Below are 24,219 nucleotides of genomic sequence, written 5' to 3'. Positions count from 1 at the left end.
CCCCGTCAAGCCGTTAGGCCATCGACTGGACGTGCAAGTCTACTATTCAGAGATCAGTTGATCGATGGACCAACCGGATCCATGGCCTTTGTGGAGTGTATCGGCGAGCCAGGGCAAGACGATTTGCATTTCATCTGCCAGCGTGAAAGGCGGATTGATAATGGTCATTCCCGAACCGAGCATGATGGTATCTGGACCGCTTTTGCCGATCTTGAGTTCCAGGGTCAAAACGTCTTTTACGCCAGCTTCCCGGAGCGCGTTATGGAAATCGGCCAATCCGCGTCTGTCCTTGAGCGGATACCAGCAGGCATATGTTCCGGTGGTGAATTTGCGCCAGCCCTTGATGATGGCTTCGGCCATACGATCAAACTCATACGCCTGCTCAAAAGCCGGGTCTATCATGACAAGGCCGCGTTTTTCCTTCGGTGGCAGAAAACTGCCAAGAGCCAGCCAGCCATCCAGATGAATGGTTTTGACCTGATGATCACCGGCAAAACATTTTGCCAGGGTCTCAAAGTCAGCCGGGTGCAGTTCTGTCAGCGTCAATCGGTCGATTGACCGCATGAGCTTGCGCGCCAGCAGCGGGGAACCGGGATAGTGAGCCAGTTTTCCGGTTGGATTTTCTTGCCGAATAAGGTTCAACCAAGGGGATAGAATGGCATCAACGTCTTCGGGAATAGCAGCGTCGAGGACTTTGGCGATGCCATCTCGATATTCGCCGGTTTTCTGAGTCTCTTCAGATGTCAGATCATAGCCGCCAATGCCCGCATGGGTGTCTATGATGCGAAAAGGTTTGTCCTTGCGCTGAAAATAGAGAATTAGGCGGGAGAAGACTGCGTGCTTGAGCACATCGCCGATGTTGCCTGCATGATAGGCATGGCGGTAGTTCATGACGATGTTCCTTTAATTTTTGACGGCTCGCGCTTTAAGAAGACGACGGCTTTGTCGCCATTGTCCTGTTCGCCGATTTCGGAAAACCCAAGACGTTTGTGGAATCGCAGGGAACCAGGGTTTGGCGGCCTTGTGTTCACCTCGCATGCATAGGGTCTGCCCTTGATGTTGGGATGATCAAAGAGAGTTGCATAGAGGGCTTCCCCAAGACGCTGGCCGCGGGCACCTTCTGCAATGCAGATCCTGTCAGTGTAGGCAAACCGTTCCAACTTGCCCGTGAGCCAAGCGTAGTTGCGGCTGTCGTAATTTGTGCCTTCTGCAAGGCATAGCAGGAACCCTGCCGGCTGGCCCCCGACTTCTGCAACAAGACAGGCAAGTGCATCCGTTGTCAGCTTCGTGAGTTCATCGAGGGACAATGTATTCACTGCGGGGACAGCTGCATTGTTCATGTTCAGAAGTTGCGGCAAGTCCGTCGTTTGAACCGGGCGAATATGAGCAGTTGGGGTCGAGGGAGTTGCGTTTGCCATTGTGCGGATCAGGTTCCGGAAAAGAGGTTTGGTGAAGGTCATCAAGGGATGACTCGAATACGGGGGGCAGGATGTCGCTGCTTTGTAGCTTTGCACTTCGAGATCTGGCTTAGCCTCACGCCTCTTAACCCAAATCACGTATTTCACCTGATAAAAACAGAAGACGACGGCCGATTGGCCGCCGTCTTGACGTCTTGGTTTGAAGCCCTGCTTGTAGAATGCGCTGGATGACATTCTAACCTGCATAGCGTTCAGATGCTGCCTATGCGCTGCCTTCGGGAAGCTCTTTCAGATCAACAGCTTTTGGTCCCTTGCCGCGACGATCAGGCTCCGTTTCGAACGAAACCCGCTGTCCGCTTTCGAGTGTCGTCAGGCCGGAGCGTTCAACTGCCGAGATGTGCACGAAGACATCAGCTTCACCGGAATCCGGCGTTACAAAGCCGAAGCCCTTGTCAGATTTGAAGAACTTTACAGTTCCGTCCTGACGTGGGCCGCGTTCTGCGGGAGCATCTGTTGACTGAGAGCGAGACCCTTCGCCGCCGCTGCGGTTGGCACCGAACCTGTCGCCGCCACCTTCACGATTGCCACCGCCGTAACCGCCACTGCGATTTGCGCCGAACCGGTCTCCACCACCTTCTCGGTTTGCACCGAATCTGTCGCCGCCGCCTTCACGGCTTGCACCGCCGTAACCGCCGCTGCGATTTGCGCCAAACCGGTCGCCGCCGCCTTCACGATTGCCGCCGCCGTATCCGCCATCACGACCACCACCGTAACCGCCGTCACGGCCGCCACCGTAACCACCGTCACGACCGCCGCCGAAACCGCCACCAAAATCACCGCCGCTGAAATCGCTGCCGAAGTCCTCAGGACCGCCAAACTCTCGTTTGCCACCGCGCCGCCGTGAGCGCCGGTCCGAATCGCCATCGTGCATTACTAAATCACCCCAACTGTGTGTCAAACGCTTAAAGACACGTAACCCATTGACTTAACTCGCAAATTTTTGCGAGGAGCTCCCGTCAGACACCACTGCCGTGTCTGTCTACACTTTCGGGATTGGGTTGAAACAAGGTTGCTGTCCCCCGATCCAGTCCGCTGCGTGAGCATAATAAAGCTGAGAATGGCAAAATCGCAAGTTAATCCTAGGTAAAAGAGCTATTTGTCTGTCGTTTTGATAGGCCATGAGCTTGACCAATCACTGATAGGTGTCTCTTGACCGTCACACTTTTGGCGGGTTAGTTCTTGCTTCAGGACGAAGGTCGCTCCGGTCCAGGTCCAGCGACTCCATGTTCCGCAGTCGGCAACGCCTGACCCTTTGAACAGGCCGTCCAGCTCGTTGGTTTTGGTATTCCACTTGGCATTATAGATCAGGTCTGTGGCCAGAGGGCCCTGCTCTGACATGCGCGCGAGGTAGAGTTGGCGCGCGGTTCCGCCATTGAGCGACTGTATTGCAACATAGGGCGTGTTGTAGGCACTCGGTGCTCCACATGGAAGAATGTAGAGCGTCGAATTGCTGGCCATTGGGGCGGCAACTGCGTCGAGGCTGGCGAAAATGGCAGGGTCAATTCCAGAGCAAAGTTTATTTGTGTTCCAGGCTGCAAGGACCGCAGGAGGCAGTGAATCTGGCGATAAAACAGGAATTGCGTGGGGGGCGTCTTGGGCGGGCTCGGTCCCGGGGTTGGCAATCGCTGTAACCGTTTTTGCGCGGTTCTGACGGTCGTCGAGCCAATTCAGGGCCAAGCGAATACCCTCAAGCGGGATTGCCGTTGTAACGATGCTGCCGTCGATTGGAAGGTCGATGGCGAGCGTTGCTCCTTTGGCCATGGCATTCAGCATTGTGACCGTTGCAGGTCCGGATGGATACCAAAAGCCAGCGCCTCCCAAAGGACGAAAGCCATCGGGCACGGGAATTGAACTTTGTATTTCGCGCAGCTGGGTCACAGGCAGGGCTTCAACTGCAACGCCATCAACGCGGAACTGTATTGTGCCATCGCTGTCGAGAGGAGCATTTGCAGTCATGCGCAGTAAGGGGCCTGCTGCAGCAGGCCAATCCCGCACGATGCGAAGATCGAGCCATGTCGATTGGTCACGAATAAACGTCGACGTAAAGCACAGACCGGAATTGCTGCACCCGAGAGACCATTTTCCGAAAGTCGGTGCGTCAATACGCGTTTTCGACGTCGCAGTTGCCGGTGCTGCCCAGGCAAGGGCGGTGGCGATCAGGATCCGGATCAGCGTTAGCTTCATGGGTGTTTACAGCCTGTTTGGTCCTGCCACTGTTCAGCAAGCGTATCTTCTTGTACGAAAAGTGTCACCGAAGGTGAAGCGATGCCAGACGATAAAGCGTTCGTCCGGTCGCATTTGCCCAGCATTTGTCTTGTCCTCAGTTCCATTGGGGCACACGGAGCCTGTATCTTGTCCGAAACCAATCAAGCCAATCATGAAACTGACCTTCCGCCCATCCAGATAGTGGTGATTCCGGTTACGTCTTTCCAGCAAAATTGTTCACTTGTCTGGAACCCGAAGACCAAGCGGGGAGCGGTTGTAGATCCTGGTGGCGACGTGCCGTTGATCCTCAAGGCGATTGCGGAATACGAAGTCGTCGTCGAGAAAATCGTGCTGACCCATGGGCATCTTGATCACATTGGCGGTGCCGCTGATCTGGCTGAGAGCCTTAAAGTGCCCGTCGAAGGGCCACATGAAGCGGATCGGATGTTGATTGAGCGGGTCAAGGACCAGGCGCTGCAATTCGGTCTTTCGGATGCCAAGCCCGTCGATCCTGATCGGTGGCTGGTGGAAGGCGATACTCTGGAAATGGCTGGGCGGACTTTCGAAGTGCTTCATTGCCCTGGTCATGCTCCTGGGCATGTCGTTTTCTTCGACCGGGAATTGCGTTTGGCGATTTCAGGTGACGTCTTGTTTGCTGGCTCTGTCGGGCGAACGGATCTGCCTGGTGGAGATGCCGAAACGCTTATTGCTTCCATCAAGGACAAGTTGCTGCCGCTCGGCGATGATGTTTCTTTTTTGCCCGGCCATGGACCAGCATCGACCATCGGGCAGGAACGGTTGAACAACCCGTTCCTTAAATAGCCGCAAATCCGGTCTTGTCCTGTAGCCTGAAGCGCAATGTCGACATGCGCTTCAGGCCAGCCGCGGGCCTCTAGAAGGCGGCAGATTAGAGCAGGGATCTGAGGTCTTCGATCCGGTCGTTGACCAGCCAGCCGTAGTAATTTTCCTTGGGCCAAGCGGTTCCACTGCGGCGGTATTTCGCTGCGCGGCTCCATGGATCGCCAAGATTGTAGAGGGTTGCGGTCAGGCCGGGATTATTTGAAATATCAACTTTGCCAACCGATTTGTAGGCTTCGATGGCATCCTGAATGACCGCGGCCATGTAATGGAGCGAGACATTCGGGTCCATAGTCGCCTTGTAAACGTCTTCCTCGTTGGAAGCACTCAGCTTTCTGTTTCCGCTCTGGCGGGCGACCCGGTCCGTCATCTTCAGCACTGTCAGCGGGCTCAGCTGGCCAAGGCCAAAACTTTGACCTGAAAACAGCGGCTGAAAAAATGTTTCGTTGAAATTAGTCTTGGGAAAACGCTTCCCATCAACGCGCTTGCCACGGAACTGCGTGTTCCAGATCCGCTCATAGCATGACCAGCGCTTGTCACTGGTGTTTCCCTGTTTGGTCTTTCTACAGCGGTCGAACTGAGGCCTTTCGACGAAGGTGTCGACATGTTCGCCATCATATTCGAAGCTTATATCAATACCGGCATAGGCCAGTGCCTTGACGTAGTAGGACTGCGCGCTGTCCAGAGTGTCGTAATTATAAGTATGCTCGCCGACAATTGCACCGATCATGTGGATCGGATCGATATTATAGCGTCCGGCCACGCGTTTGATGGATGAAATGAGCCGCTTGTCACGTTTCAGAACGGCGAGAACCTTTTCGAATTTTGCATCGTAGTTGGACTTGGATGCAGCTGTTCGCCGTGAGGATGCATAAGGAATCTTCGGCTGTTTTCGATAACGATTGCCTTCGGGGACAGCGCGGACGCCGGCAGCGTAGGCGGAGCTGGACATGGCAATGGAAAAAGGACCGGGCAAAAGGGTAATTGCGAGAGCTGCGCACATGAAGGCGCTCATCGCATGGCGCGACAGTTTATAAATAGCTCTTCCTAGCATTGCCCGAACTCCAAGCCCTTATACAGAGCTGCAGGTCTTGTTCTAATTGTGCCAATCAGTGATTGCCAGATATGATGACCAGCGGCTGGCCAACAGCGAGAACGACGAGCCAGTCCCGCTGCAAACACGAATCCTGCCCAAACTACGCGCACAAAAGAACATCCCCTAACGGCACTTGCAAGCTGTCTTGAGATGTTGATGCCAATCTCCAAAAAGCTCTTGGGGATTTCATCTTCAATCAGCACTCTTTCTGCGCGATGGGGAGCTTTCCTGTGTTCCGGGAATGCCAATGCTGCGGCAGGAGTCGTGTGTGTCATGCGTCGTTTCACCACCATTTTGACAAGACGTCTATCATGGTGCGTTCACAACTGCGATCTGTGACTTTCAGCACATTTTCGTGACTTGATCCGGGCTTCTCACACCTTGCAATCAAAACTGGTTTTGCCTGAGCAGCCAAATCAACGTCAATATCTTCAAAATGCAAGGGGATGCTGCGTAGGCAAGGCTGAGTGTCATATCCATGTCCGCAGTCATCAAGATGCCTGGCTGATACCCTGCGATACCTAAAACTGGAAGTGCCAAGCCCGTGGCAAGTGCTAAAGCCCCCTTGGACAGCAATGTCATGCAGGCGAACAAGCGACCTGCCTCGGCTTGTCGTTTATCTGCTGCAATGTGATCTGCCAGGATCGAGGGTGGCAATGCGAGATCAGCTCCTAGCGCCAGGCCCGACAGAGCGCAGATGATTGCATAGGCTTCCACCTGACCTGTTTGCAGGAAGGCTGCCCAGAAGAACGTGGCTATGGCGAGCGCAATGGACAGGGCCCAGCTGCGCATTTTGCCAAAGCGTTTGGAAAGCTGCAGCCAAATCGGCATGGCAAGAATGCCTGCGGAAAAATAGACCAGCAGAAAAAGTCCTGACTGCTCTGGTGCTCCGAGGCGGTCACGGATGAAAAACAACACCAAAACGGCGGGGATCGCGCTGGCAAATGTGTTGAGCGTGATAATGCCAAAGAATGTGCGTCTCCAAGGCGACTTCAACAGTTGACACCAGCCGGTGTGGCCGTCTGCAGAGAGCGCTGATTGTTGCAGATCGGCCCGGGTCATCCAGCGCAGCAGGAGCCATGCAGCCAGGCACAGGACTGGCAAATAGAGCAGGGTCAGTCGATGAAAGCCTTCAGCTGGATTTATCGTGCTGCCGAGAAGGGTCGGACTAATGGCTGCCACTAGCAGTCCGAACAGTCCGAATGCCTCCCGCCAGCTGGTGATCTTGGTTCGATCATTCTGACTGGCTCTCCAGATGCCGCCAAGGGTCTGGAGGTTTATGGAGACAATGGAAAAGCCGGTGGTGCAGATAAAGACTGCAGAGGCGAACCAGGTGAGTGGGTTGGATTCAAGGGGATGAAATATCATCCAGAAACCTGCGCCCAGCATGATAACTCCAAGCACTAGGATGATGGAGCGCTGACCATGGAACCGGTCGCTTAAGCTGCCAATCAACGGATCCTGAACAGCGTCGATGATGCGAAGGGCAAGCAACACAAGTCCCAGCGACGTCAGGGATTGACCAAGGACCGTGGCGTAAAAATCTGGTGCATGCAAATAAACGGGCAACCCTGCGAAGGCGAGCGGAAAACCCATCAAGCCATAGGCGGCCAGGTTCTTCATCGACAGGGGGACAATATGAGAACCGGACACTGTTGGCTATCTTTTCATTGATGTGCATTGGGTGCTGGCAATGGCTGGCGCCACACTCAGGACCCTTTGCCGATCAGCTTGTTGCGCAGGGCCGGATCATTTGTGTTGCTGCCAAGCCAGATGTCGAAAAAACGCCGAGTGAACTCGGGATCTGCGATCTGTCCGATGGGTTGATTGTTGGCGTATAAGACTGTCTGCGCCTTGTTGTTTCGTACACCGGTGATTGAGCTGCCCGCACTGACGTTCGGTAAAATGGCTTTGAGGGCCAAGGTCCAGTCAGTCAGTCGTGGACCTTCTTTCATACCTTGCCGGCGCATTTCCTTTGCCGTTCGTTCCGCGATGGCCTCGCCGGTGAACTTCCGCAAGTAGGTGAGTTTCAGGGCGAAAGGTTTGTTTTGTTTGAACGAGCCGGAAGGGGCGAAGAGAGCTGCATCAAAAATCCGGAACCCCAGGACGGTCATGCGACCTTCGCCGACGAGTGCAGCGGATGGCACGAGCGTTTTTGCCGGGCCGATATCAGCACTTGCTGACTTGGGCATCAGTGCCACGGTGGAAAGGAGTGCCATGACCAAAAGAAGACCCATGATGCGCATGAGATATCCGGACTGGGAGTGCGCGGCCCGTTCCTTTACACCGGAAGATCTATAACAAGCTTCAAAAGAGGGAATGGGCGGCATGCTTTTCTCCGGGCTGGGCCGCGAGGTTCGTCCGCAGTGTGGCGAGCGCAACGGCTGTATCCTATGGAGACTTTACGCAGCGGGTGTGGTTTCGGATTTGCTGAAGCCGGGAAGCAGCATGGCAGCAATACATGAGGCCGGAAACGAAAGGGTAGGAAAGGGGGCGGAAACGCTCCCAGCGCAAAATTCGCCGCAGGATCTCTCCCTGGCGTTTTGGAGCGTTTGGGGCACTTTTCTGTCTGCTCCGTCTGCTGAAGGACGGGATGGCAGGCGCTCTGCGACCTTGTCGCGTGCGCTGGGTGTGTGTCGTTAATGTTTGACAAGGGCGTTCGCGCCTGCCCGGATGTCCATGATCCATATGAACCGCGTCTGGCCGTCCGCCTTTTCTGCGCCCCGAAGGAGGTGTGAGGCCTCCGGCTTGCCAGTTGTGACGACCGTCCGGAAAACACTGGCGCCTGAACCCGCTTGCCTTTCCCGTTTTTGCGACCCATCGGCTCTGGCCTGCTGCCTGGCAGCTGGATCAGAGCTGGAGATCCGGTCTCTTGCACCGGGTCGGCCTTTCCATGGAGTGTGGCCGTACTCGGTACCGTATGCCGGAGACACAAGCATGATACTGCAGGCCATGTGGGGGCAGCATAAAGAAAATCTGCCAACAGGCGCCACCAATGACATCAAGGACCTAGGCAAGTCTTGCGCATGTGCCGTGAGGAATAGAGCGCTTTGGTGCGGTTCCTCGTTGGGCCGACAGCACTTGCTCAGATCCCAAAAGATCCGCTGATGTATGCGCGCGCCCTTAGGATCCGGGACTGCAAAACGCCAGCTAGGGCTTGAAGCCCTTCTGCTGGCGGTCTGGTATAAATCTTGCGATTTGTGTGGCTCAGTTATTTATCGTGACCGCTTCAGTCAGTCGTGCAGGCGCACCACAATATCGTCCTTGCTGGTGCTTTTTGCGTCCTGTGCAAGGATCTCGGTGGTGCCCTCCGGGGTGTCACTGCTGCTGATGAGGCCGAGGTCTTCGGCGGGGTCATAGCTGCGGGTAAGGCCCAGCTCCTCGGCAGGACCGCGCCCTTCCATCGCACGTTGATAATTGTTGATGACGCCCTTGAGCTGCATGATCTGATCGTTGCTGCTGTCGACCTGGATCTTGTACTTCTGCAGCTTCTTGTTTTCCTCGATGATTTCTTCGAGGCGATCGGCATACTTCTGGTTCTGGTTCCGCTCGTGGTTGAGGTCAGTTAGTGTGGAGTTGTAGCGCAGGTTCAATTCGCGCAGCTTTGCGTTTGTGTTCACCAATTCATTGCGATCACGCTCGTGGTTTTTCTGGGCGCTTTCCAGATGATGTTCGATTTCCTGCATACGCTGGACGAGATCGCGCTTGCGCTCCTTCATCGTCTGGTTTTCGCGTGTCATTTCCTGAAGGGACTGCGCGCCGATGCGTCTTTGGGACGACAGGTTTTCGATTTCCGCATTCAGCGCATAGACTTCATTGTCGTGCTTGCGCTGTTCTTCTTCCATCCGCGATTTGCTGTAGGCCAGTTCCTGACTGGCGACATCCAGATGGGACTTGAGATCAATATTCTCGTTTCTGAAGTCGACTGACTGCCTTTTGCTGGCTTCCAGCTCCCCGGTCACATGGTTGTTCTTGCGCACTTCTTCTTCCAGCAAAGCGGCGCTTTCAGCCAGATTTTGTTGCAGCTCTTTTTCGCGTTTGCCAACTTCATCCAGGTTGGATTGCAGGCTTTCTGCATGATCCTCAAGGGTGCTGAACTTGGCCTTGAGGTCATCCAGTTCGCCGGAGACGTCAGCCAGATTTGACTGGGTAATCACGAGTTCTCCGCTTTGACCGCGGAAGGTCTCATTGAGTTTCTTGTTGTTGTCCCGGATGGATATCAGCTCATTGCGAGCAGTCTCCAGTGCCGTTCGTGTTTCGGTCAGGCGCTTGCGCAGGGAATGGGTTTCGGCCTGGGATTCTTCCAGCTGGTTGCCCAGGGTGCCAAGCTTGTGGTTGGCATCCAGAACGTCGGTGGACAGTTTGGCGTTTTCTGATTTGAGCCGGATTTCCGCCTCGACCTGCACGCGGGACGCCTCGACAAATTCCGACAGCATCTGGATCGAGTGGCGCGATTCCGCAGCCATGGCATGCATTTGCTCAAAGCCCTGGCCGAGCCCGCCGAGCCGTGTCTTAAGGCCGTCCAGCTGATGTATTTTCTCCTGCATTTTCAAGGCAAAGGGCGAGAGATGCTGAACGTTCGAGATCTCTTGAGCGGCTGCTTCGGCGTTTTTCATCTCTGCGGTCTCCGCTTCAACCCGTGTCTTTAGTTCTGGTTGTGTGTCCAGTTCGGGTCGTTGTGTCTTCGAGAAAAGTCCCATTACGCAGCTCCTGCCATACTCATACCCCGGCCACTCTCCCTTGACCGTCCGGCCTCCTGACCATGAGGTGATGTTAATACATTTTTAACCTTTTGAGGTTGGTAAAAAATACGTTTCACACGTTGTTTGTGGAAAAATTCAATAAATTTAGCTTTTTATATCTCTCGATATCCGTATTTATTGCAATTAAAAAAATATATATTTGATTTTATCTAAATTAGGCATTGTTAAAAATAATTAATACTTTTTATTTTTCTAAATTTGTTCAATGACAGCTCTTTTTGGATATATTTTATTTGTATTTTCATTGGGTTGGCTGTCATTTGCCGGTGCCGTTTGAAATACATTCCTCAAATTTCCGGCTGAATTTGACTTCACAGTGCAAGTGCACTGCAATGCCTGTTGTCCCCACCGATCCAGGGGGCTCGGCTCTCGGGTGTGGATTTCGTCGTTGGACAAGGGGCGTCAATTCGAACGATCTGCAGCGCAGCTGCATAACGTTCTTTCCCCACTCAATCAGCCGCACTTGAAGGCACGGCCACGGAATGGATTGCAGGATCAAGTCCTGCAAGGACGGAGGATGGGTGAGGTTTCGCTGCTCTATCCGCAGTCATCCCCGACTTGATCGGGGATCCAATGTCCCTACCGACAAAACGGAGATGCCGAACTTCTGGAAAACGCGCTTTTGCCTTTGAACGGCGGCCTCTTGCCCATGCTGACTGCTGGAATGGATCCCCGATCAAGTCGGGGATGACCGCTTTGGGAGCATAAACCCTCTCCTCATTCTCTCCACTCGATCAGCCGCACTTGAGGCAAGGCTAAGGAAGGGATTGCAGGATCAAGTCCTGGAAGGACGGAGGATGGTTGAGGTTTCGCTGCTCTATCCGCAGTCATCCCCGACTTGATCGGGGATCCAATGTCCCAGCCGACAAAACGGAGGTGCCGAACTTCTGGAAAACGCGCTTTTGCCTTTGAGCGGAGGCCTCTGGCCCATGCTGACTGCTGGAATGGATCCCCGAACAAGTTCTGCAAAGACGGAGGAGAGATTATCATTCGACCTCATGCTGAGGAGACGTGTCAGCGCCGTCTCGAAGAATGGGAGGCAAGCTCCGAGGTCGAGGTCTATCCTTTGGGCGGCAAGGGTGACATTACTGCCCCGGCCGTCCGCTCTTTTTGGGGCGTCCGCGTGCACGTTTTTCGTCTGCCGGGTCTTCATAGGAACCCACGCCAATTTTCTTGCGCACGATGGGTTTGACGTCGTCAACCGGATCAACAGGTTTGGTCGGCAGCGGGCCTTTTGACAGGGGCACTTCCGTGCGGCCCACCGTCATTTCGTCGAGGGTGTTTTTTCGCACCTTCGCAGAAGGGGATGTTTTGATTTCGCTCACGGGCGTTCGCGTTGACGCGCGGCCCTCCGCGGGGGCGGGCTGGCCTACCGGCGCGGGGGTGGGCTTGCCAGCTTCGCTGGAGGTATTTCCGCTTGATGCGTCAAAGGTGCCCGAGGCTTTTCCCTTGGCTGCGCGGGCGCGGTCTTTTGCAGTTTCTTTCTTCTTGCCGCTGGCGCCTTCCATGGTGCCGCCTGCGCCGAATTTCTTGTCGCCCTTATAACCACCTGACTTGTCTTCCACGGCTTGCTGGCGGGCAAGAGGATCGTCCGACACGGCCAGTTCGGTCTGGCGCAAGCGCTTGACCTCGTCGCGCAGACGGGCGGCGGTCTCGAAGTCGAGGTCGCTCGCGGCATCGCGCATTTTCTTTTCCAGATCGTCGATATGGGCCTTGAGATTGTGCCCGACCAGATTGCCTTCTTCGGCAAAGCCTGCCTCAACGGTGACGTGATCCTGCTCGTAGACGCTGCCCAGAATATCCGAGATGTTCGATTTGATTGAGGCCGGTGTGATACCATGCTCGAGGTTATAGGCGACCTGTTTGGTGCGGCGGCGGTCGGTCTCGGCAATCGCCCGTTCCATGGAACCGGTAATGCGGTCAGCGTAGAGGATGACCCTACCGTCGACATTTCTCGCCGCACGGCCAATGGTCTGGACCAGCGAGGTTTCCGAGCGCAGGAAGCCCTCCTTATCCGCATCCAGAATGCCGACCAGCGCGCACTCGGGAATGTCGAGCCCCTCGCGCAGCAGATTGATGCCGACCAGCACGTCAAAGGCGCCAAGACGCAGGTCACGCAGGATTTCGATCCGCTCCAGCGTGTCGATGTCGGAATGCATGTAGCGCACACGCACGCCGTTCTCATGCAGGTATTCGGTCAGATCCTCGGCCATGCGTTTGGTCAGGGTGGTGACCAACGTGCGATAGCCCTTGGCCGTCGTCTCGCGCACTTCGCCCAGCAAGTCATCGACCTGCGACGTGGCGGGGCGGATTTCGACCGGCGGATCAATCAGGCCGGTGGGGCGGATCACCTGTTCGGCGAAGACGCCACCGGCTTCTTCCAATTCCCACTTGCCCGGTGTGGCCGACACGCAGACGGACTGGGGCCGCATGGCGTTCCATTCCTCGAAGCGCAAAGGCCGATTGTCCATGCAGGACGGCAGACGGAAGCCATATTCGGCCAAGGTCGCCTTTCGGCGGAAATCGCCCCGGTACATCGCGCCGATCTGGGGAATGGTGACATGGCTCTCATCGGCGAAGACAAGGGCGTTGTCGGGCAGATATTCGAACAGGGTCGGCGGTGGTTCGCCGGGCGCGCGGCCGGTCAGATAACGCGAATAGTTCTCGATGCCCTGGCAGGAGCCGGTGGCCTCCAGCATTTCCAGATCGAACATGGTGCGCTGTTCCAGCCGTTGGGCTTCCAGCAGGCGACCGTGATTGTTCAGCTCTTCCAGCCGTTGCTTCAGCTCTTTCTTGATCGAAGTCTGTGCCTGTTTAAGGGTCGGCTTGGGTGTGACGTAATGGGAATTGGCGTAGATCTTGACGGATTTCAGCTCGCCGGACTTCTGGCCGGTTAGCGGGTCGAACTCGGTAATCTTTTCGATCTCGTCGCCAAACAGGGAAATCCGCCAGGCGGTGTCCTCATAGTGGGCCGGGAACAGCTCGATGGTGTCGCCGCGCACCCGGAAGGTACCGCGCTGGAAGGCCGCGTCGTTGCGCTTGTACTGCAGGGCAACCAGATCAATGATCAGCTGGCGCTGGTCAATGCGCTCGCCCACCTCGATCTGGAACGTCATGGCCGTGTAGGTCTCGACCGAGCCGATACCATAAATGCAGGAGACGGAGGCAACGATGATACAGTCGTCGCGCTCCAGAAGCGAGCGGGTGGCCGAGTGACGCATCCGGTCGATCTGCTCGTTGATCGAGGATTCCTTCTCGATGTAAGTGTCCGTGCGAGGGACATAGGCTTCCGGCTGATAGTAATCATAGTAGGAGACGAAATACTCTACCGCATTGTCCGGAAAGAAGCTCTTGAACTCGCCATAGAGCTGGGCCGCCAGGGTCTTGTTTGGGGCCAGGATCAGGGCTGGCCGCTGAGTGCGCTGGATCACCTGCGCCATGGTGTAGGTCTTGCCCGATCCGGTGACGCCGAGCAGCACCTGTGTCTGGTCCTGGGTCTCGATGCCGCTGATGAGATCAGCGATGGCGGTGGGCTGATCGCCAGCAGGTTCATACTCCGACACCAGCTTGATCGGCACGCCGCCTTCGGACTTGTCCGGTCGGTCGGGACGGTGCGGCACCCAGGTCTCGCCGTTCTTGATCAGCGGGTCGCCGCTCTCGATCAGGGCTGCCAAAGCTTCAACGGTGGCCGTCGCACCCTGATTGCCGCCCAGTTCGGGCATGGCGTTGCGGCCCTTTTTCTTCTTGTTGTCTTTGACGTGCTGCTCGAGCTTTTCCGCGTCCTCCAGAGACATGTCCATGCCCGCGACCGGGTTCATGCCACCGGCTGCCCGCTCCCGTGCCGTATCCGCCTTGCCCATGCTTGTTCCACGAGCCGAGCGGGCGGGTTTGTCTTTTTTCTCACTCGCAGCCGGTCGTGCTTGCCTTGCGTTCGTATCGGCCTTTCGGCCTTTTGGCCCTTCGTTCCGGTCCGTTTTGGCTTGAGGTGCCTTTGGCGCTGGCTTGGCTGCTTCGTCTTCGATCTCCTTCGCCCAGTCGCTGATGGACCCAGACAAGGGGGCGCCCTCAAAGGCGGCTTGCGGCGCTTCGCCGAAGCCTTCGGTCTGGGTGGTGTCAATGTCTTTGGCGGCGGTGGAGGCGGTCTTTTTGCTCATTCCCGCAATATGGGCCGAGTCATGAGCGGAGAAAAGGGGGGCGGGCAGGTTTGTGGGAGCAGACAGGCAAGTTCCTGACAGGATGTGTCAGGAGGAGGCTAATTCTTGAAGACGCTATCCCGATGCCACCTCATGCCGTCCAGGCGTGGCTGAAGATCTGGACTTGGTGGAACTTTGGCTCTCATGTCCTTGTTGAGCAGGTGAGAAAAATCATAGTTCAGATGGGCCAGACGCCGAACGCGCACGAACTTTCAATCTGGATCAATTATCTTTCACGTTGATTTTAAAAAGGGGTTTTGCAGATTATCCTACCTGTCAGGCTGTGTGACAGCAGTCATGGTCAATGTGCCCGACCCTTCATTCGTCTGATGTGCCGAGTTGGATGGGGGTTCTGGGCGGTTCGACAGGCACTTTTTTTCCAGAGAGCCGCAAGGTGCGGTCCAGTAATGTTTCGTAGATTGGACGACCGCCTAGCTGATGCGCGGTGATAGATGCACTCGCGCACGTGATAAGCACAGGCATCAGAAGCTGGTAAGCCCCTGTCAACTCCAGAACGAGGACGATTCCAACCATTGGTGCGCGCACGGAAGCTGCAAAAAATCCGCCCATCGCCGCTATCGCGCAGGCGCGTTGCAGGCCATTGGTTTCCGGAAGCAGTTCCGTCGCGACCCCACCAAAAGCCAGGCCGGCGCAGGTCGCGATTGACAGCATGGGCGCAAAGATTCCGCCAGGAACCCCAAGGGCATAGGAAAAAAGCACACTTGCAAATCGCAAGACTGTCAGAAGCAGCAAGACTACAATACCAGGCGAACTTTCTGTCAGAAGTCGGACAAGGTCCTCTCCACCGTGTGTTGCCTTCGGAAACACAATCAGGAGAGCGCCAGTGATTGCGCCCACGACAAGCGCTGGCGTCCACCACAGATGTGCGGGAACGCGCTGCATCGCGTCCATCGCGGTGATGAGTGCCTTGTTGAAACCGACGCCGAGGAGGCCGAGTGAAACGCCGAGGACAGGAAAAATCGTGTAAGTCCAGACAGGCAACTCCGCGACCTGGATCCCGAGGGATGGGGTCGTGCCCACAAGAGTGCCGATGACGACAGCGCTGGACAGGGAAGCCAGGATCACCGCCATGTAGGTTCGGTAGCTGTGTGGAAATTGCCGCCGTGTTTCTTCGATGATGAATAGGATTGCAGCGAGCGGTGCATAGAAGGCCGCAGCCAGACCCGCTGCGGCACCGGCAGCCAGCAGTCCCTTGCGGTTGTCCCCCGATTGGCCTGTTTTCAGGCTGATGGCTTCTGCGGCGGCTGCGCCCATGTGAATGGTCGGGCCTTCGCGGCCAAGCACAAGACCTGACCCGAGAGCCAGAAGTCCGCCGGTGAATTTGATGATCAAAACGCGCCCCCAATTCAGGGGGCGCAGATCTTCCATTGCACCTTCGATTTCTTGAATGCCGCTGCCTGCAGTTTCAGGCGCGAACCGCCGAACCAGATATAGAGCGGCAAGAGTACCGCTTGCCGAAATCAACATCGATGCAGCCAAGGACCAGCCAATACCAGGTAGAGCATGACGTAAATCTCGATAGGCCCATGCGATCCAGTCGGCGGACTGATGAAACGCAGTGCCGATCAACCCAACGATCAGACCAATTGCAATAGCTTTGATAAAATAGCTGTAGTCCCGCATCTGGGGTCCTTCAAGAATGAGTCGAAGGCCGGTACCGCGGCAGATTCGATCATAGGCCTTTTGAAATGTTGTGTCGGAACTTTGCATTTTTGGATCGTCTTCAACAGACTTAGACTTCGTAATCCCTGTGCAATATTGCTTTGCATTCCCGCTTTTGGTCAAAAATGGGCAAGTCTATCATCGAAAGGGGCTTCGACTGACTATTTCAAATGGATTTTGAGCAAGGTATTTTGCGCTTTTGATGTCGCGGTGCACGGCAATCAGGCGTGTCTTCGAAAATTGCTTCGGTTCCGAAAATCCTAGGCTTGTGAACGGCCAATTGCTCAACAGACAACCTTCATAACCCGCAGAAAATCTTAGCCCTTCGAAATTCATATGTAGGGCCACAGCCCTAACCCAACTCAAGCTGCGGCGACGTCTTTCAGGAAGGTTTCAACGCGCTGGGTCAGGGTGTCGAGTTGTTGGGTGGCGTCTTCTGTAACCTGCTCGACCTGTGCAGCAGACTGGCTGGTCTCATTTGAGCCTTGAGACACCATGTCGATGTTTCCTGTCACATCGGCTGTGCGCTTCGCCGCCTGGCCGACACTTGTCGAGATTTCGGCTGTTGCGATGGATTGCTGCTCGACGGATCCGGCCATTGCGGCTGCGGTTTCATTGACGGCTTCCATCATGGTCATGATGCCGGTGATCGCTTTCACCGCCGAACTGGTCGAGTCCTGGATCGCAGTGATGTGGCTGGAAATTTCATCCGTGGCGCGGGCGGTCTGGCCTGCCAGTGATTTGACTTCGGACGCGACCACAGCAAAGCCCCTGCCGGCTTCGCCTGCGCGGGCTGCCTCGATGGTGGCATTCAAGGCGAGGAGGTTCGTCTGCTCTGCAATCTCCTGGATCAGGGAAACCACATCTCCGATGCGTTCTGCCGCGCTCGACAGGCCCTTGATCTGTTCTGTCGAGGTGCGTGTGGCGTTGGTTGCCTCTTCGACCCTTTGCAGGGTGTCGCCGACCTGGCGTCCGACTTCTTCAACCGAGGTTGCCAGTTCTTCTGTCGCAGATGCGACTGTCTGGACATTGTCTGTCGCATCCCGAGAGGCCAATGAGACTTCGCTGCTTTTGCTGCTCGTGTTGCTCGCAATGTCGGCCAGAAGTTCTGCGGTGTCCTCAAGTTGTTTCATGTTCGATGTCACTTGAGACAGGGAGTCTCCGATATCATGGCGGAAGTCACTGACAAGTTGATCGACGGTGAGCTGGCGGCGATGAGCCGTTTCGGCATTTTCTTTTTGTTCCTGTTCCAGGCTGAACCGTTCGCGTTCGCGATCACGGAAGATGCTCACGGCCCGCGCCATATCTCCAATTTCATCACGTCGGTCATTGGCTGGAATGTCGATATCTGTCTGACCCGCCTGAAGCGACTGCATGGCAGTGGTGATGCGGCTTAACGGAGACATGACCGTTCGAGACAGCATGACCGCCAGCGCTGCGCTGATCGCAAGGGCGAGGCTCAAAGCTGCAATAATCTGGAAATTGGCATTCTGGCCGGCTTTAACGGCCTTGCTGCCTGCTGTTTGGCTAATGTTGCTTGCAGCATTTGCCAGGCTTGCAACGGCGTTTGAAAACGCGCCTTCTGCGGTGCGAAGCGCGTCTGTTGCCGCGGCGACCTGCAAAAATGTCTCTGGAATTCTGGCGGATGTCACAGAGGCAGTTTGAACCAGATCCGTAAGCGGGCCATTCAACAGTTTTTTCAAATCCTTGTTGTCGGTCTCGGCCGCGGTGCTGCTAATGTTTTCATTCATATGCGCCAGAAGTGTGCTGACCACGTCGGCTTCAGCGCGCAGAAGGTCTACCGAGGTTGTATCGGAAGTCTTTAGGTAGTGTGCGTAAATGCTCTGACTGCTGACAACGCTTCGGCTCAAGGATTGTGTGTCCGTTGACAGGCGGCTGACGATGCTGTTTTCGGCGGCGAAACCTCGTAATTTCACCGTCATGTCTTTCACCGGCTTCTTCGCGGCTTCAGCCATTTCATTGACAAGCTTCGACAGGGACGCGACTGCTTTTTCGGTCGAGGCTTCCGGCTGAGTCTTCAGGTCTTTTGCAAGCTTTTTGGTTTGCTTGAGAAAATCGCCAGCCAAACCTTTCATGGCTGGTGTCTTGATGCCCCGGCGAGCAGCCTTCGCGTCTTTTTCAATGGCTTTGATCGCCTTGATCAGCTTGGCGGTCTGTTTCTTGTTCGGGGATTCTGCAATGGCTGCAGCATCCCTTTCGATCATCACCATTGCCACGCGCATGTTTGCCAGGCGTGGCACCAGAGCAGATAATTTCTGCAGCTTGCTCTCATTTAAAAGACTGCTGGCTGTTCGCTGCGTCGCAAGAGCATCGATTTGCCGATACGTTTCATTGGAGGCTTGGGTCAGACTGGTGGTCATCTGATTCAAAGCGTTCGCTGTTTCGTCCCGGGTTTTACGAGCGCTGACAAAAGTATCGAACGCCGATCCCATTTCGCCTGTGAGGGCCGTGAGAACGTGAGCTTCGCTTGGTTGGTCAACAGCAAGCTTATTAGACAGCTGGGTCACGGTTGCGATTTCAGTGCGAACTTCATCGGCTGCTGTCGTGGCGCCAGATTGGGCGAATGTATTCACACTTCGCAGCAGACGCGGAACATTGTCCATGATGTCGCTGGCTTCATTCGCAACGGCGACAGTGTGTTGGACCTGATTGGAGGCAATCAAGCCACTGACGCCAACCCCGACTGCACAGAGCAACATGATTGCCAGCCCACCCAAGAATTGGGTTTTGATGGACAGATTGATGCGGGTGGCTCGTTTGGTCTTTGCCTTGCCTACAGAAACTGGGTTTCCCTGGGCTGCATGATTTTCAGGTTTTTGGGAAATCACTCTTATCACCCCATCAGTTGCTCGCGTGTGAGCCTGCTGAGTCAATAAAAGGCGCTAAACCTCTAATAAAGTACGAATAAATTTGAGTTTATGATGAAAGTGTATTTAATTTCTGCCTATTTATTGTGCCTTTATATTCAATGTTTGATCAGATATTTCACTTTCAGCTAAATTGACTTAGCTGGCGTGTAAAATCAGGTCTTCTTCGATGTGTTTGCCGATCCACAATTCAATTTAAGGCCTCAGCGAGATTAAGAGCTTGACCTGGAGTGCACTCCAGCACCTAGCTTCCCTAACATCGTCCTGTTCGGAGACATTTCATGCTGATTGGAGACTTGGCGCAAAAGTGTGGGCTGAGCGTCGACACGCTGCGTTATTATGAAAAGATCGGCCTTATCCCGAAGCCTTTACGGGATCAGGGCGGACGGCGGGTTTATGACCAAGCCATCTTGCGCTGGGTTGATTTTCTGGGGCGTTTGAAAGCGACGGGAATGGGGATAAAGGACCGGCTCCGGTATGCGCAGATGCGCGTAGAAGGGGCCTCTTCCCTGACAGGCCGCAGAGAACTGCTTGAGGAGCATCGTGATAAAGTCCGCGTGGATCTCGAGCGTTTGACCGATATGCTGACTGTTCTGGACGATAAAATCATTCTCTACCGGAAGATGGAGGCTGGACAAGCCGTTGACCCGTCTTTCGAAAACTGCGCCCGGACCGAACACGGATTGCAGTAATGTCGTTGAGGACAATCTATGAGCACTGCATTGGAACGTGGCCGTGAGGTCGCGCAACAGCTGAACCCGAACCTGGAAGAGGTTCTGAATGACCGATACGGCGAGATCTTGCCAGAGTTCGCCGAAAGCCTGATGGAATGGGCTTATGGACGCCATTACGCGCGTCCAGGTCTGGACTTGAAAACCCGACAGCTCTGCACAATCGCAGCCCTGACGGTTTTAGGTGGCCAGACCGGGCCGCAGTTGAAAATCAACATAGAGCATACGCTGGCCGCTGGTGCGAGCCGCGCTGAAGTGGTCGAGGCCATCTGGCAAATGGCGGTCTATGGAGGGTTGCCCGCCGCGATCAATGGTCTGAACGCAGCGATGGATGTGTTCGCTGCAGAAGACCAGGTTAGGTAAGGGCTGACAAGAAAAGGCGGTGTTGGGATGTTTTCTCCCGGCACCGCCCTTGGCCCGGATTTTATGGGGCTTCAGCGGTCAGAATGACCCAGGTCCTTTTCCGGCCAAACGAGATCGCGCACGCGTTGTTTCAGCACTTTGGCTTCCGGGAAGCCGCCGTCAATTGTACGATCCCAGATCGTTGTCCCATCGCATGTGATGATAAAGATCCCACCTGTTCCGGGAATGAGGGTCAGCGCGCCGACTTCCTCAGAGAATGTCGACAGGATTTCCTGCGCCATCCACGCCGAGCGCAGCAGCCAGCCGCATTGGCGACAATAGGTGATGGTGATATGAGGACCATTCGCTGATTGCATGTGATTTCGCTGTCGATTTGAGGATTGGCAGTAGCTGCCCGGAAAGAATGGTGAACATTTGACACATCTTTCGCATAGTGTCTCTGGCTCAGAGGTTTTTCAAGACATTGCCGAGGGAGTTTGCTCGTCTTCGCAAGCTGGGCTTGATCTGTGTCGGCTGGTCATTCTCGAGCATTCGGTGCTTCAAGGTCATCTTGGTGAGGTTCACTCGGCGACCAGATTGCCTGGTTTGACCAATCAGGTGTTCTGGCTTGACAGCGTAGAGGGGGCTTTTGTCCTGCGACTGCCCCGCCCTGAAACGCTTGGCTTGATTGATCGTGCAGCGGAGAAATTCAACCTTGAGGTCGCAGCTAATGCTGGTGTTGCCCTGTCCCCTGTCTTTTGTGATCCAGCGTCCGGAGTATTGCTCAGCATTGCGATCACTCAGAAACAAGAGCCAGTGTTGCCGGCAGACTTGGGTCGATTGGTTGGGCGTTTGCATCAGTGCGAAACAAGGTTCAAGGGCGAGTTTGATTTTGCCAAGCTTGTGGCCGCTCAAATGGCCCTCTTGACAGGGAGGGAGGATTTGTTGATCCGGTTTGCTCCGCTTGCCGCAGCCCTTGCTGGCTTGCTGCCCGTGGAAGAAACCGGCTTGGTTTGCAGTCATTGTGATTTGTCGCCAGGAAATGTGCTGTCGAGTGCAGCTGGTCCAATCCTGATTGATTTTGAGTATGCCGCGATGGGGCCGGCTGCATGGGATCTTGCCTATGCCGTTCTGGAGCACGCGTATGGACCGCGGGATGAGGCGAATTTTTTGCAAGGCTATTGCGAGACAGGAAGGGCTGTTCCGTCTGTTGGTGAGCTGCGGTCGATGAAAGTTCGCTGTGATGCGTTGTCAGCGCTTTGGGCTCTTGCGCAGTCCGCGCAAGGCAATGATGCGGGAGATTTTGTTGCGTTCGCTGATCTGCGGATAGCTCGGGCGTTGAAGGCGGCAGATGGGACGCCTAGTCTGTAGAAGCTGAGGGTGCGGTTGCTGGCGGCGTGGCTCGCAGGCATTGCGCATAAGTCTCATTGAGTTTGAGGCGCAAGTCCGGATCTTCCGGCTTGTCTACAAGAGGCTTCCAAACGCCTTGCTCCTGTAATGAAGACAAAGTGCAGCTGCAGGAGCTGTGGCAAACGTCTTCATCACCAAATGTGATCGCGCAGCTTTGCGTGCAGTCGCGGATAAAGATATTTGCGCTTCGCTCTGGAGCCAAGCCGATGGCTGTTGCAGACCAGACGATACCATAGAGAAGTGGCTGGTGGATCAGGTAAATTGCGAGTGAATCCTTTCCAAGGATCACAAGCATGTTGCCAAGGCGGCCGCATCTGCCAACACCGAAGGCTGCAAGCCGGGCCAGGGTTTGATCGGTCCCGAAGGCTTTCGTGATGGACAGGCCGAGCAAGGTGAGGCCTGTCCAGGGGGCGACCGGCACGTAATCAACAGATCCAAAATCCGGTTCGCCCAGTCCGCTCCACAAAAGCAACTGTCCGTCAAAGGCTGGATGTGAGGCCCATAGAGGTAGGCTGCCGATGAAGAGCGCTGCGGCAAATGAGATCAAGGCTGGCGCGCGCAAGAACGGCAAGGCAATGAGGCTGCTGGCGGCAATCGCGTGCAGAATACCAAAGCGAACGAATGTGTTGCCGAATGCGAAATAAGTGGCGAGTGAGACGCCAGCCGCCGCGGCCACCAGCACAGCCTCCCGTTTCCAAAAGGGCCGCCAGCGGATGCCATCTCTATGGGAGAGCGCCAGGCTCACGCCTGCAAGAAAGAGAAAGGTTCCGGCAATCGATCCAGCAAATATGCGCCAGGTCGGGTCCTGATTGACCTGCCAACCGACATGCCCGAACCAGGAGAGATCCCAGGACAAATGATAAGAGGCCATGGCCACGACGGCGATGCCGCGCAGGGCGTCTATTCCAGCGATACGAAGTGGCTTCATGACAACGGCATGCGATTTCTGAAACCTTTGGACCTTCGGTCAGCTGCCAAAGGCGATCAGGAGTACGCTACAGATTGCTGAAAAGGCAATGAACCCGGCAACCAATGGCCATGGAGATGGTTTGTCCATGGAAACGACGTCTTGCTTGGAGTGATCGTTGAACATTCGTCCGACTTCCCTTCGCTTCAACAATAATCTCGACACAGGAACCTAGTGAGCGTGTCTGACGATTGCTTTGGGGGAAAGATGGTAAATGTTATGTTAACAGGTTTTCCAAAGAAAACCGCTATGTTTTATCCAGTCAGCAGAAAGCGGGCCTCTGCGAGATGTTCTGAACCGGTCATCCAGTCGATGCAATTGATGGGGCCGAGACTAGAGTTCCAGCGCGTCGAGCCCTGCTTCAAGATAATCAGGAAACAGGGGGAGGCCGATGAGATAATCTGCAGTTGTGCCGATCGCGCGTTCTTTGGCCTCTTGAACGGTCTGATCAAAGTCCGTTGCTTCGAAATCACCGCGACCGATCCAGGTGACTGCGACCAGTTCAGCGGCTTCATCGACGTTGAGGTCTGCGATCAATTCCCGCAATTCATCCTCTGACATGTCGTCGTTTTCTTCCTCAGCCAATCCATCATGGCTGTGGGCGTCCGACAGAGTGTCCTTGTCGAACTCGACGTCACCTTCATGGCCGTCTTCAAAGCTATCTGGCAAGGAGGTCGAAACGGCACGTGCCTTTTGGGCAAGCAGGCGGATCGTATCGGCAGACAAGCTGAGATTAATATCCATAGAGCGCTCCTGTTCATGTCTTGCCCATTATTCGCCTCCAGTTTTACCTGTTCTGGCCATTTTCACAATGAGAACTGAATTGTTGTGGGTTTCCGAAAGACGTGAGTCTTTCCGTGCAGTTGAGATGACAGGGAGTGGTCGGGACCGTGCTTGGCGAAAGAACTCGGCGCCCAGGAGGCTGCAATGGTCAGTGCGAAGGCGAAGACGAGGCCAAGTGCAATGGCACCAAGCAAGGCACGTGTGTTCGACGTATCTTTGGCGCGTGATTTAGGCCAAGAAACGGGGTCTGGTTCGGCCTGCTGTGTGTTTTTTGCGCTAAGCCAAGAAAGAATACGCTTGATCATGACTTAGTCATTGTCCGCTGAACAGGAATAGCTGTTGTCATCATGTCTGATTCAACAGCTGTCAGGCCTTGAATGAGCCGGGCAGCAAGATATGTTGTGGTGATGAGCATAGCTGCCAAAGCGGTAAAGAGTGCAGGCAGCGTCAGTTCAATGCCATGGGCGATCCCGATGACTGTTGCGATTAACGCCAACGTCAAAAGGCCAGCTGGCACAAAGCGCTGCAGGTCTTCCGATTGGCTCGGTTCGCTGGAAGTGGGCTGCGTGCTTGGAAACTTGGTCATGTAAAATGCTCTCGCTTCATGGACTTTGTTTCAACCGGATCGCTTGACGACGAACAATCAACCCGGTTGATGAGCAGAAAATGCCTTGGGATTGGGTCAGGCCAAAGACGGCTTTCTGGCTGTTCCAGTGCCATTTTAAGGCGAGATTGTGTCAGGCATATTGATCGGGAGCCAAGTAAGGGCTTCCGGTTGGTGTAACCTGAGAGCACTCTACGTTTGGGAGGTTTTTTGCCGCC

Annotated in this window: 22 protein-coding genes; 5 read left to right on the top strand and 17 right to left on the bottom strand. The window is 55.1% G+C overall.

Translation table 11 applies throughout. The features are described 5' to 3' along the window. Positions 1-42: 42 nt before the first annotated feature. From V6575_RS00990 to V6575_RS00975, 4 genes are all read right to left on the bottom strand, one after another. On the bottom strand, positions 43-891 hold the full coding sequence (locus V6575_RS00990; protein ID WP_340272122.1) for a 23S rRNA (adenine(2030)-N(6))-methyltransferase RlmJ: 849 nt from the start codon (positions 889-891) through the stop codon (positions 43-45). Next, positions 888-1,652, bottom strand: coding sequence for a GNAT family N-acetyltransferase (locus tag V6575_RS00985; RefSeq protein ID WP_340272121.1), 765 nt, complete (start codon positions 1,650-1,652; stop codon positions 888-890). The genes V6575_RS00990 and V6575_RS00985 overlap by 4 nt, the downstream gene beginning before the upstream one ends. A gap of 28 nt (positions 1,653-1,680) precedes the next feature. Continuing rightward, the gene (locus V6575_RS00980) at positions 1,681-2,349 is read right to left on the bottom strand and encodes a cold-shock protein (RefSeq protein ID WP_340272120.1); all 669 of its coding nucleotides are present in this window, start codon (positions 2,347-2,349) and stop codon (positions 1,681-1,683) included. Between the two features lie 221 nt (positions 2,350-2,570). Continuing rightward, positions 2,571-3,662: a DUF1176 domain-containing protein gene (locus V6575_RS00975; RefSeq protein WP_340272119.1), complete on the bottom strand. Its 1,092-nt coding sequence runs from the start codon at positions 3,660-3,662 to the stop codon at positions 2,571-2,573. A gap of 168 nt (positions 3,663-3,830) precedes the next feature. Between V6575_RS00975 and V6575_RS00970 the strand changes: the two genes are divergently transcribed. Further along, positions 3,831-4,505, top strand: coding sequence for an MBL fold metallo-hydrolase (locus V6575_RS00970; protein ID WP_340272117.1), 675 nt, complete (start codon positions 3,831-3,833; stop codon positions 4,503-4,505). Between the two features lie 85 nt (positions 4,506-4,590). Here the strand turns inward: V6575_RS00970 and V6575_RS00965 are convergent, their stop codons facing one another. The 3 genes from V6575_RS00965 to V6575_RS00955 all read right to left on the bottom strand — a co-directional run bounded on the left by V6575_RS00965 (position 4,591) and on the right by V6575_RS00955 (position 7,967). Next, entirely contained in the window at positions 4,591-5,556 is a 966-nt protein-coding gene (locus V6575_RS00965; RefSeq protein ID WP_422785509.1) for a DUF1402 family protein, read from the bottom strand. A gap of 468 nt (positions 5,557-6,024) precedes the next feature. Further along, a complete protein-coding gene (locus tag V6575_RS00960; protein ID WP_340272116.1) occupies positions 6,025-7,290 on the bottom strand; it encodes an MFS transporter in 1,266 nt (421 codons plus the stop codon). Between the two features lie 56 nt (positions 7,291-7,346). Further along, positions 7,347-7,967, bottom strand: coding sequence for a chalcone isomerase family protein (locus V6575_RS00955; RefSeq protein WP_340272115.1), 621 nt, complete (start codon positions 7,965-7,967; stop codon positions 7,347-7,349). On the opposite strand from V6575_RS00955, the gene V6575_RS00950 reads away from it, so the two are divergent. Next, positions 7,966-8,280, top strand: a complete 315-nt coding sequence (locus tag V6575_RS00950) for a hypothetical protein (RefSeq protein WP_340272114.1) — start codon at positions 7,966-7,968, stop codon at positions 8,278-8,280. The genes V6575_RS00955 and V6575_RS00950 overlap by 2 nt on opposite strands. Here the strand turns inward: V6575_RS00950 and V6575_RS00945 are convergent. The 5 genes from V6575_RS00945 to V6575_RS00925 all read right to left on the bottom strand — a co-directional run bounded on the left by V6575_RS00945 (position 8,277) and on the right by V6575_RS00925 (position 19,125). Continuing rightward, a complete protein-coding gene (locus V6575_RS00945) occupies positions 8,277-8,591 on the bottom strand; it encodes a hypothetical protein (protein ID WP_340272113.1) in 315 nt (104 codons plus the stop codon). The two genes, V6575_RS00950 and V6575_RS00945, sit on opposite strands and share 4 nt — an antisense overlap. 279 nt (positions 8,592-8,870) lie before the next feature. Then, a complete protein-coding gene (locus V6575_RS00940; protein WP_340272112.1) occupies positions 8,871-10,337 on the bottom strand; it encodes a coiled-coil domain-containing protein in 1,467 nt (488 codons plus the stop codon). Between the two features lie 1,148 nt (positions 10,338-11,485). After that, on the bottom strand, positions 11,486-14,554 hold the full coding sequence (gene uvrB, locus V6575_RS00935) for an excinuclease ABC subunit UvrB (RefSeq protein WP_340272111.1): 3,069 nt from the start codon (positions 14,552-14,554) through the stop codon (positions 11,486-11,488). Between the two features lie 357 nt (positions 14,555-14,911). Beyond that, positions 14,912-16,237, bottom strand: coding sequence for a H(+)/Cl(-) exchange transporter ClcA (gene clcA / locus V6575_RS00930; protein WP_340272110.1), 1,326 nt, complete (start codon positions 16,235-16,237; stop codon positions 14,912-14,914). A gap of 401 nt (positions 16,238-16,638) precedes the next feature. Next, the gene (locus V6575_RS00925) at positions 16,639-19,125 is read right to left on the bottom strand and encodes a methyl-accepting chemotaxis protein (protein ID WP_340272109.1); all 2,487 of its coding nucleotides are present in this window, start codon (positions 19,123-19,125) and stop codon (positions 16,639-16,641) included. A gap of 320 nt (positions 19,126-19,445) precedes the next feature. Here V6575_RS00925 and V6575_RS00920 point away from each other — a divergent pair, with 320 nt between their 5' ends. Then, on the top strand, positions 19,446-19,856 hold the full coding sequence (locus tag V6575_RS00920) for a MerR family transcriptional regulator (protein ID WP_340272108.1): 411 nt from the start codon (positions 19,446-19,448) through the stop codon (positions 19,854-19,856). Positions 19,857-19,874: 18 nt separating this feature from the next. Then, entirely contained in the window at positions 19,875-20,258 is a 384-nt protein-coding gene (locus V6575_RS00915) for a carboxymuconolactone decarboxylase family protein (RefSeq protein WP_340272107.1), read from the top strand. Between the two features lie 71 nt (positions 20,259-20,329). Here V6575_RS00915 and V6575_RS00910 read toward each other — a convergent pair whose 3' ends face one another. After that, positions 20,330-20,614 (bottom strand): Rdx family protein, encoded by a 285-nt coding sequence (locus V6575_RS00910; RefSeq protein ID WP_340272106.1) that lies wholly within the window; start codon positions 20,612-20,614, stop codon positions 20,330-20,332. A 58-nt stretch (positions 20,615-20,672) separates the two neighbouring features. Here V6575_RS00910 and V6575_RS00905 point away from each other — a divergent pair, with 58 nt between their 5' ends. Further along, on the top strand, positions 20,673-21,608 hold the full coding sequence (locus tag V6575_RS00905) for a phosphotransferase (protein WP_340272105.1): 936 nt from the start codon (positions 20,673-20,675) through the stop codon (positions 21,606-21,608). Here V6575_RS00905 and V6575_RS00900 read toward each other — a convergent pair. From V6575_RS00900 to V6575_RS00885, 4 genes are all read right to left on the bottom strand, one after another. Further along, complete coding sequence (locus V6575_RS00900; RefSeq protein ID WP_340272104.1) at positions 21,598-22,575, bottom strand: heparan-alpha-glucosaminide N-acetyltransferase; 978 nt, start codon at positions 22,573-22,575, stop codon at positions 21,598-21,600. The two genes, V6575_RS00905 and V6575_RS00900, sit on opposite strands and share 11 nt — an antisense overlap. Before the next feature lie 39 nt (positions 22,576-22,614). Continuing rightward, a complete protein-coding gene (locus tag V6575_RS00895) occupies positions 22,615-22,740 on the bottom strand; it encodes a hypothetical protein (RefSeq protein WP_340272103.1) in 126 nt (41 codons plus the stop codon). 207 nt (positions 22,741-22,947) lie between these two features. Further along, positions 22,948-23,358: a DUF3775 domain-containing protein gene (locus tag V6575_RS00890; protein ID WP_340272102.1), complete on the bottom strand. Its 411-nt coding sequence runs from the start codon at positions 23,356-23,358 to the stop codon at positions 22,948-22,950. A gap of 340 nt (positions 23,359-23,698) precedes the next feature. After that, positions 23,699-23,983, bottom strand: a complete 285-nt coding sequence (locus V6575_RS00885; RefSeq protein ID WP_340272101.1) for a hypothetical protein — start codon at positions 23,981-23,983, stop codon at positions 23,699-23,701. Positions 23,984-24,219 lie beyond the last annotated feature (236 nt).

Origin of the sequence: Roseibium algae, assembly GCF_037783265.1 — a bacterium.
In the GTDB taxonomy this organism is placed as follows: Bacteria; Pseudomonadota; Alphaproteobacteria; order Rhizobiales; family Stappiaceae; genus Roseibium; species Roseibium algae.
Note: the sequence above shows the minus strand (reverse complement) of the source record. Positions and strands in the feature narration are given on the sequence as shown.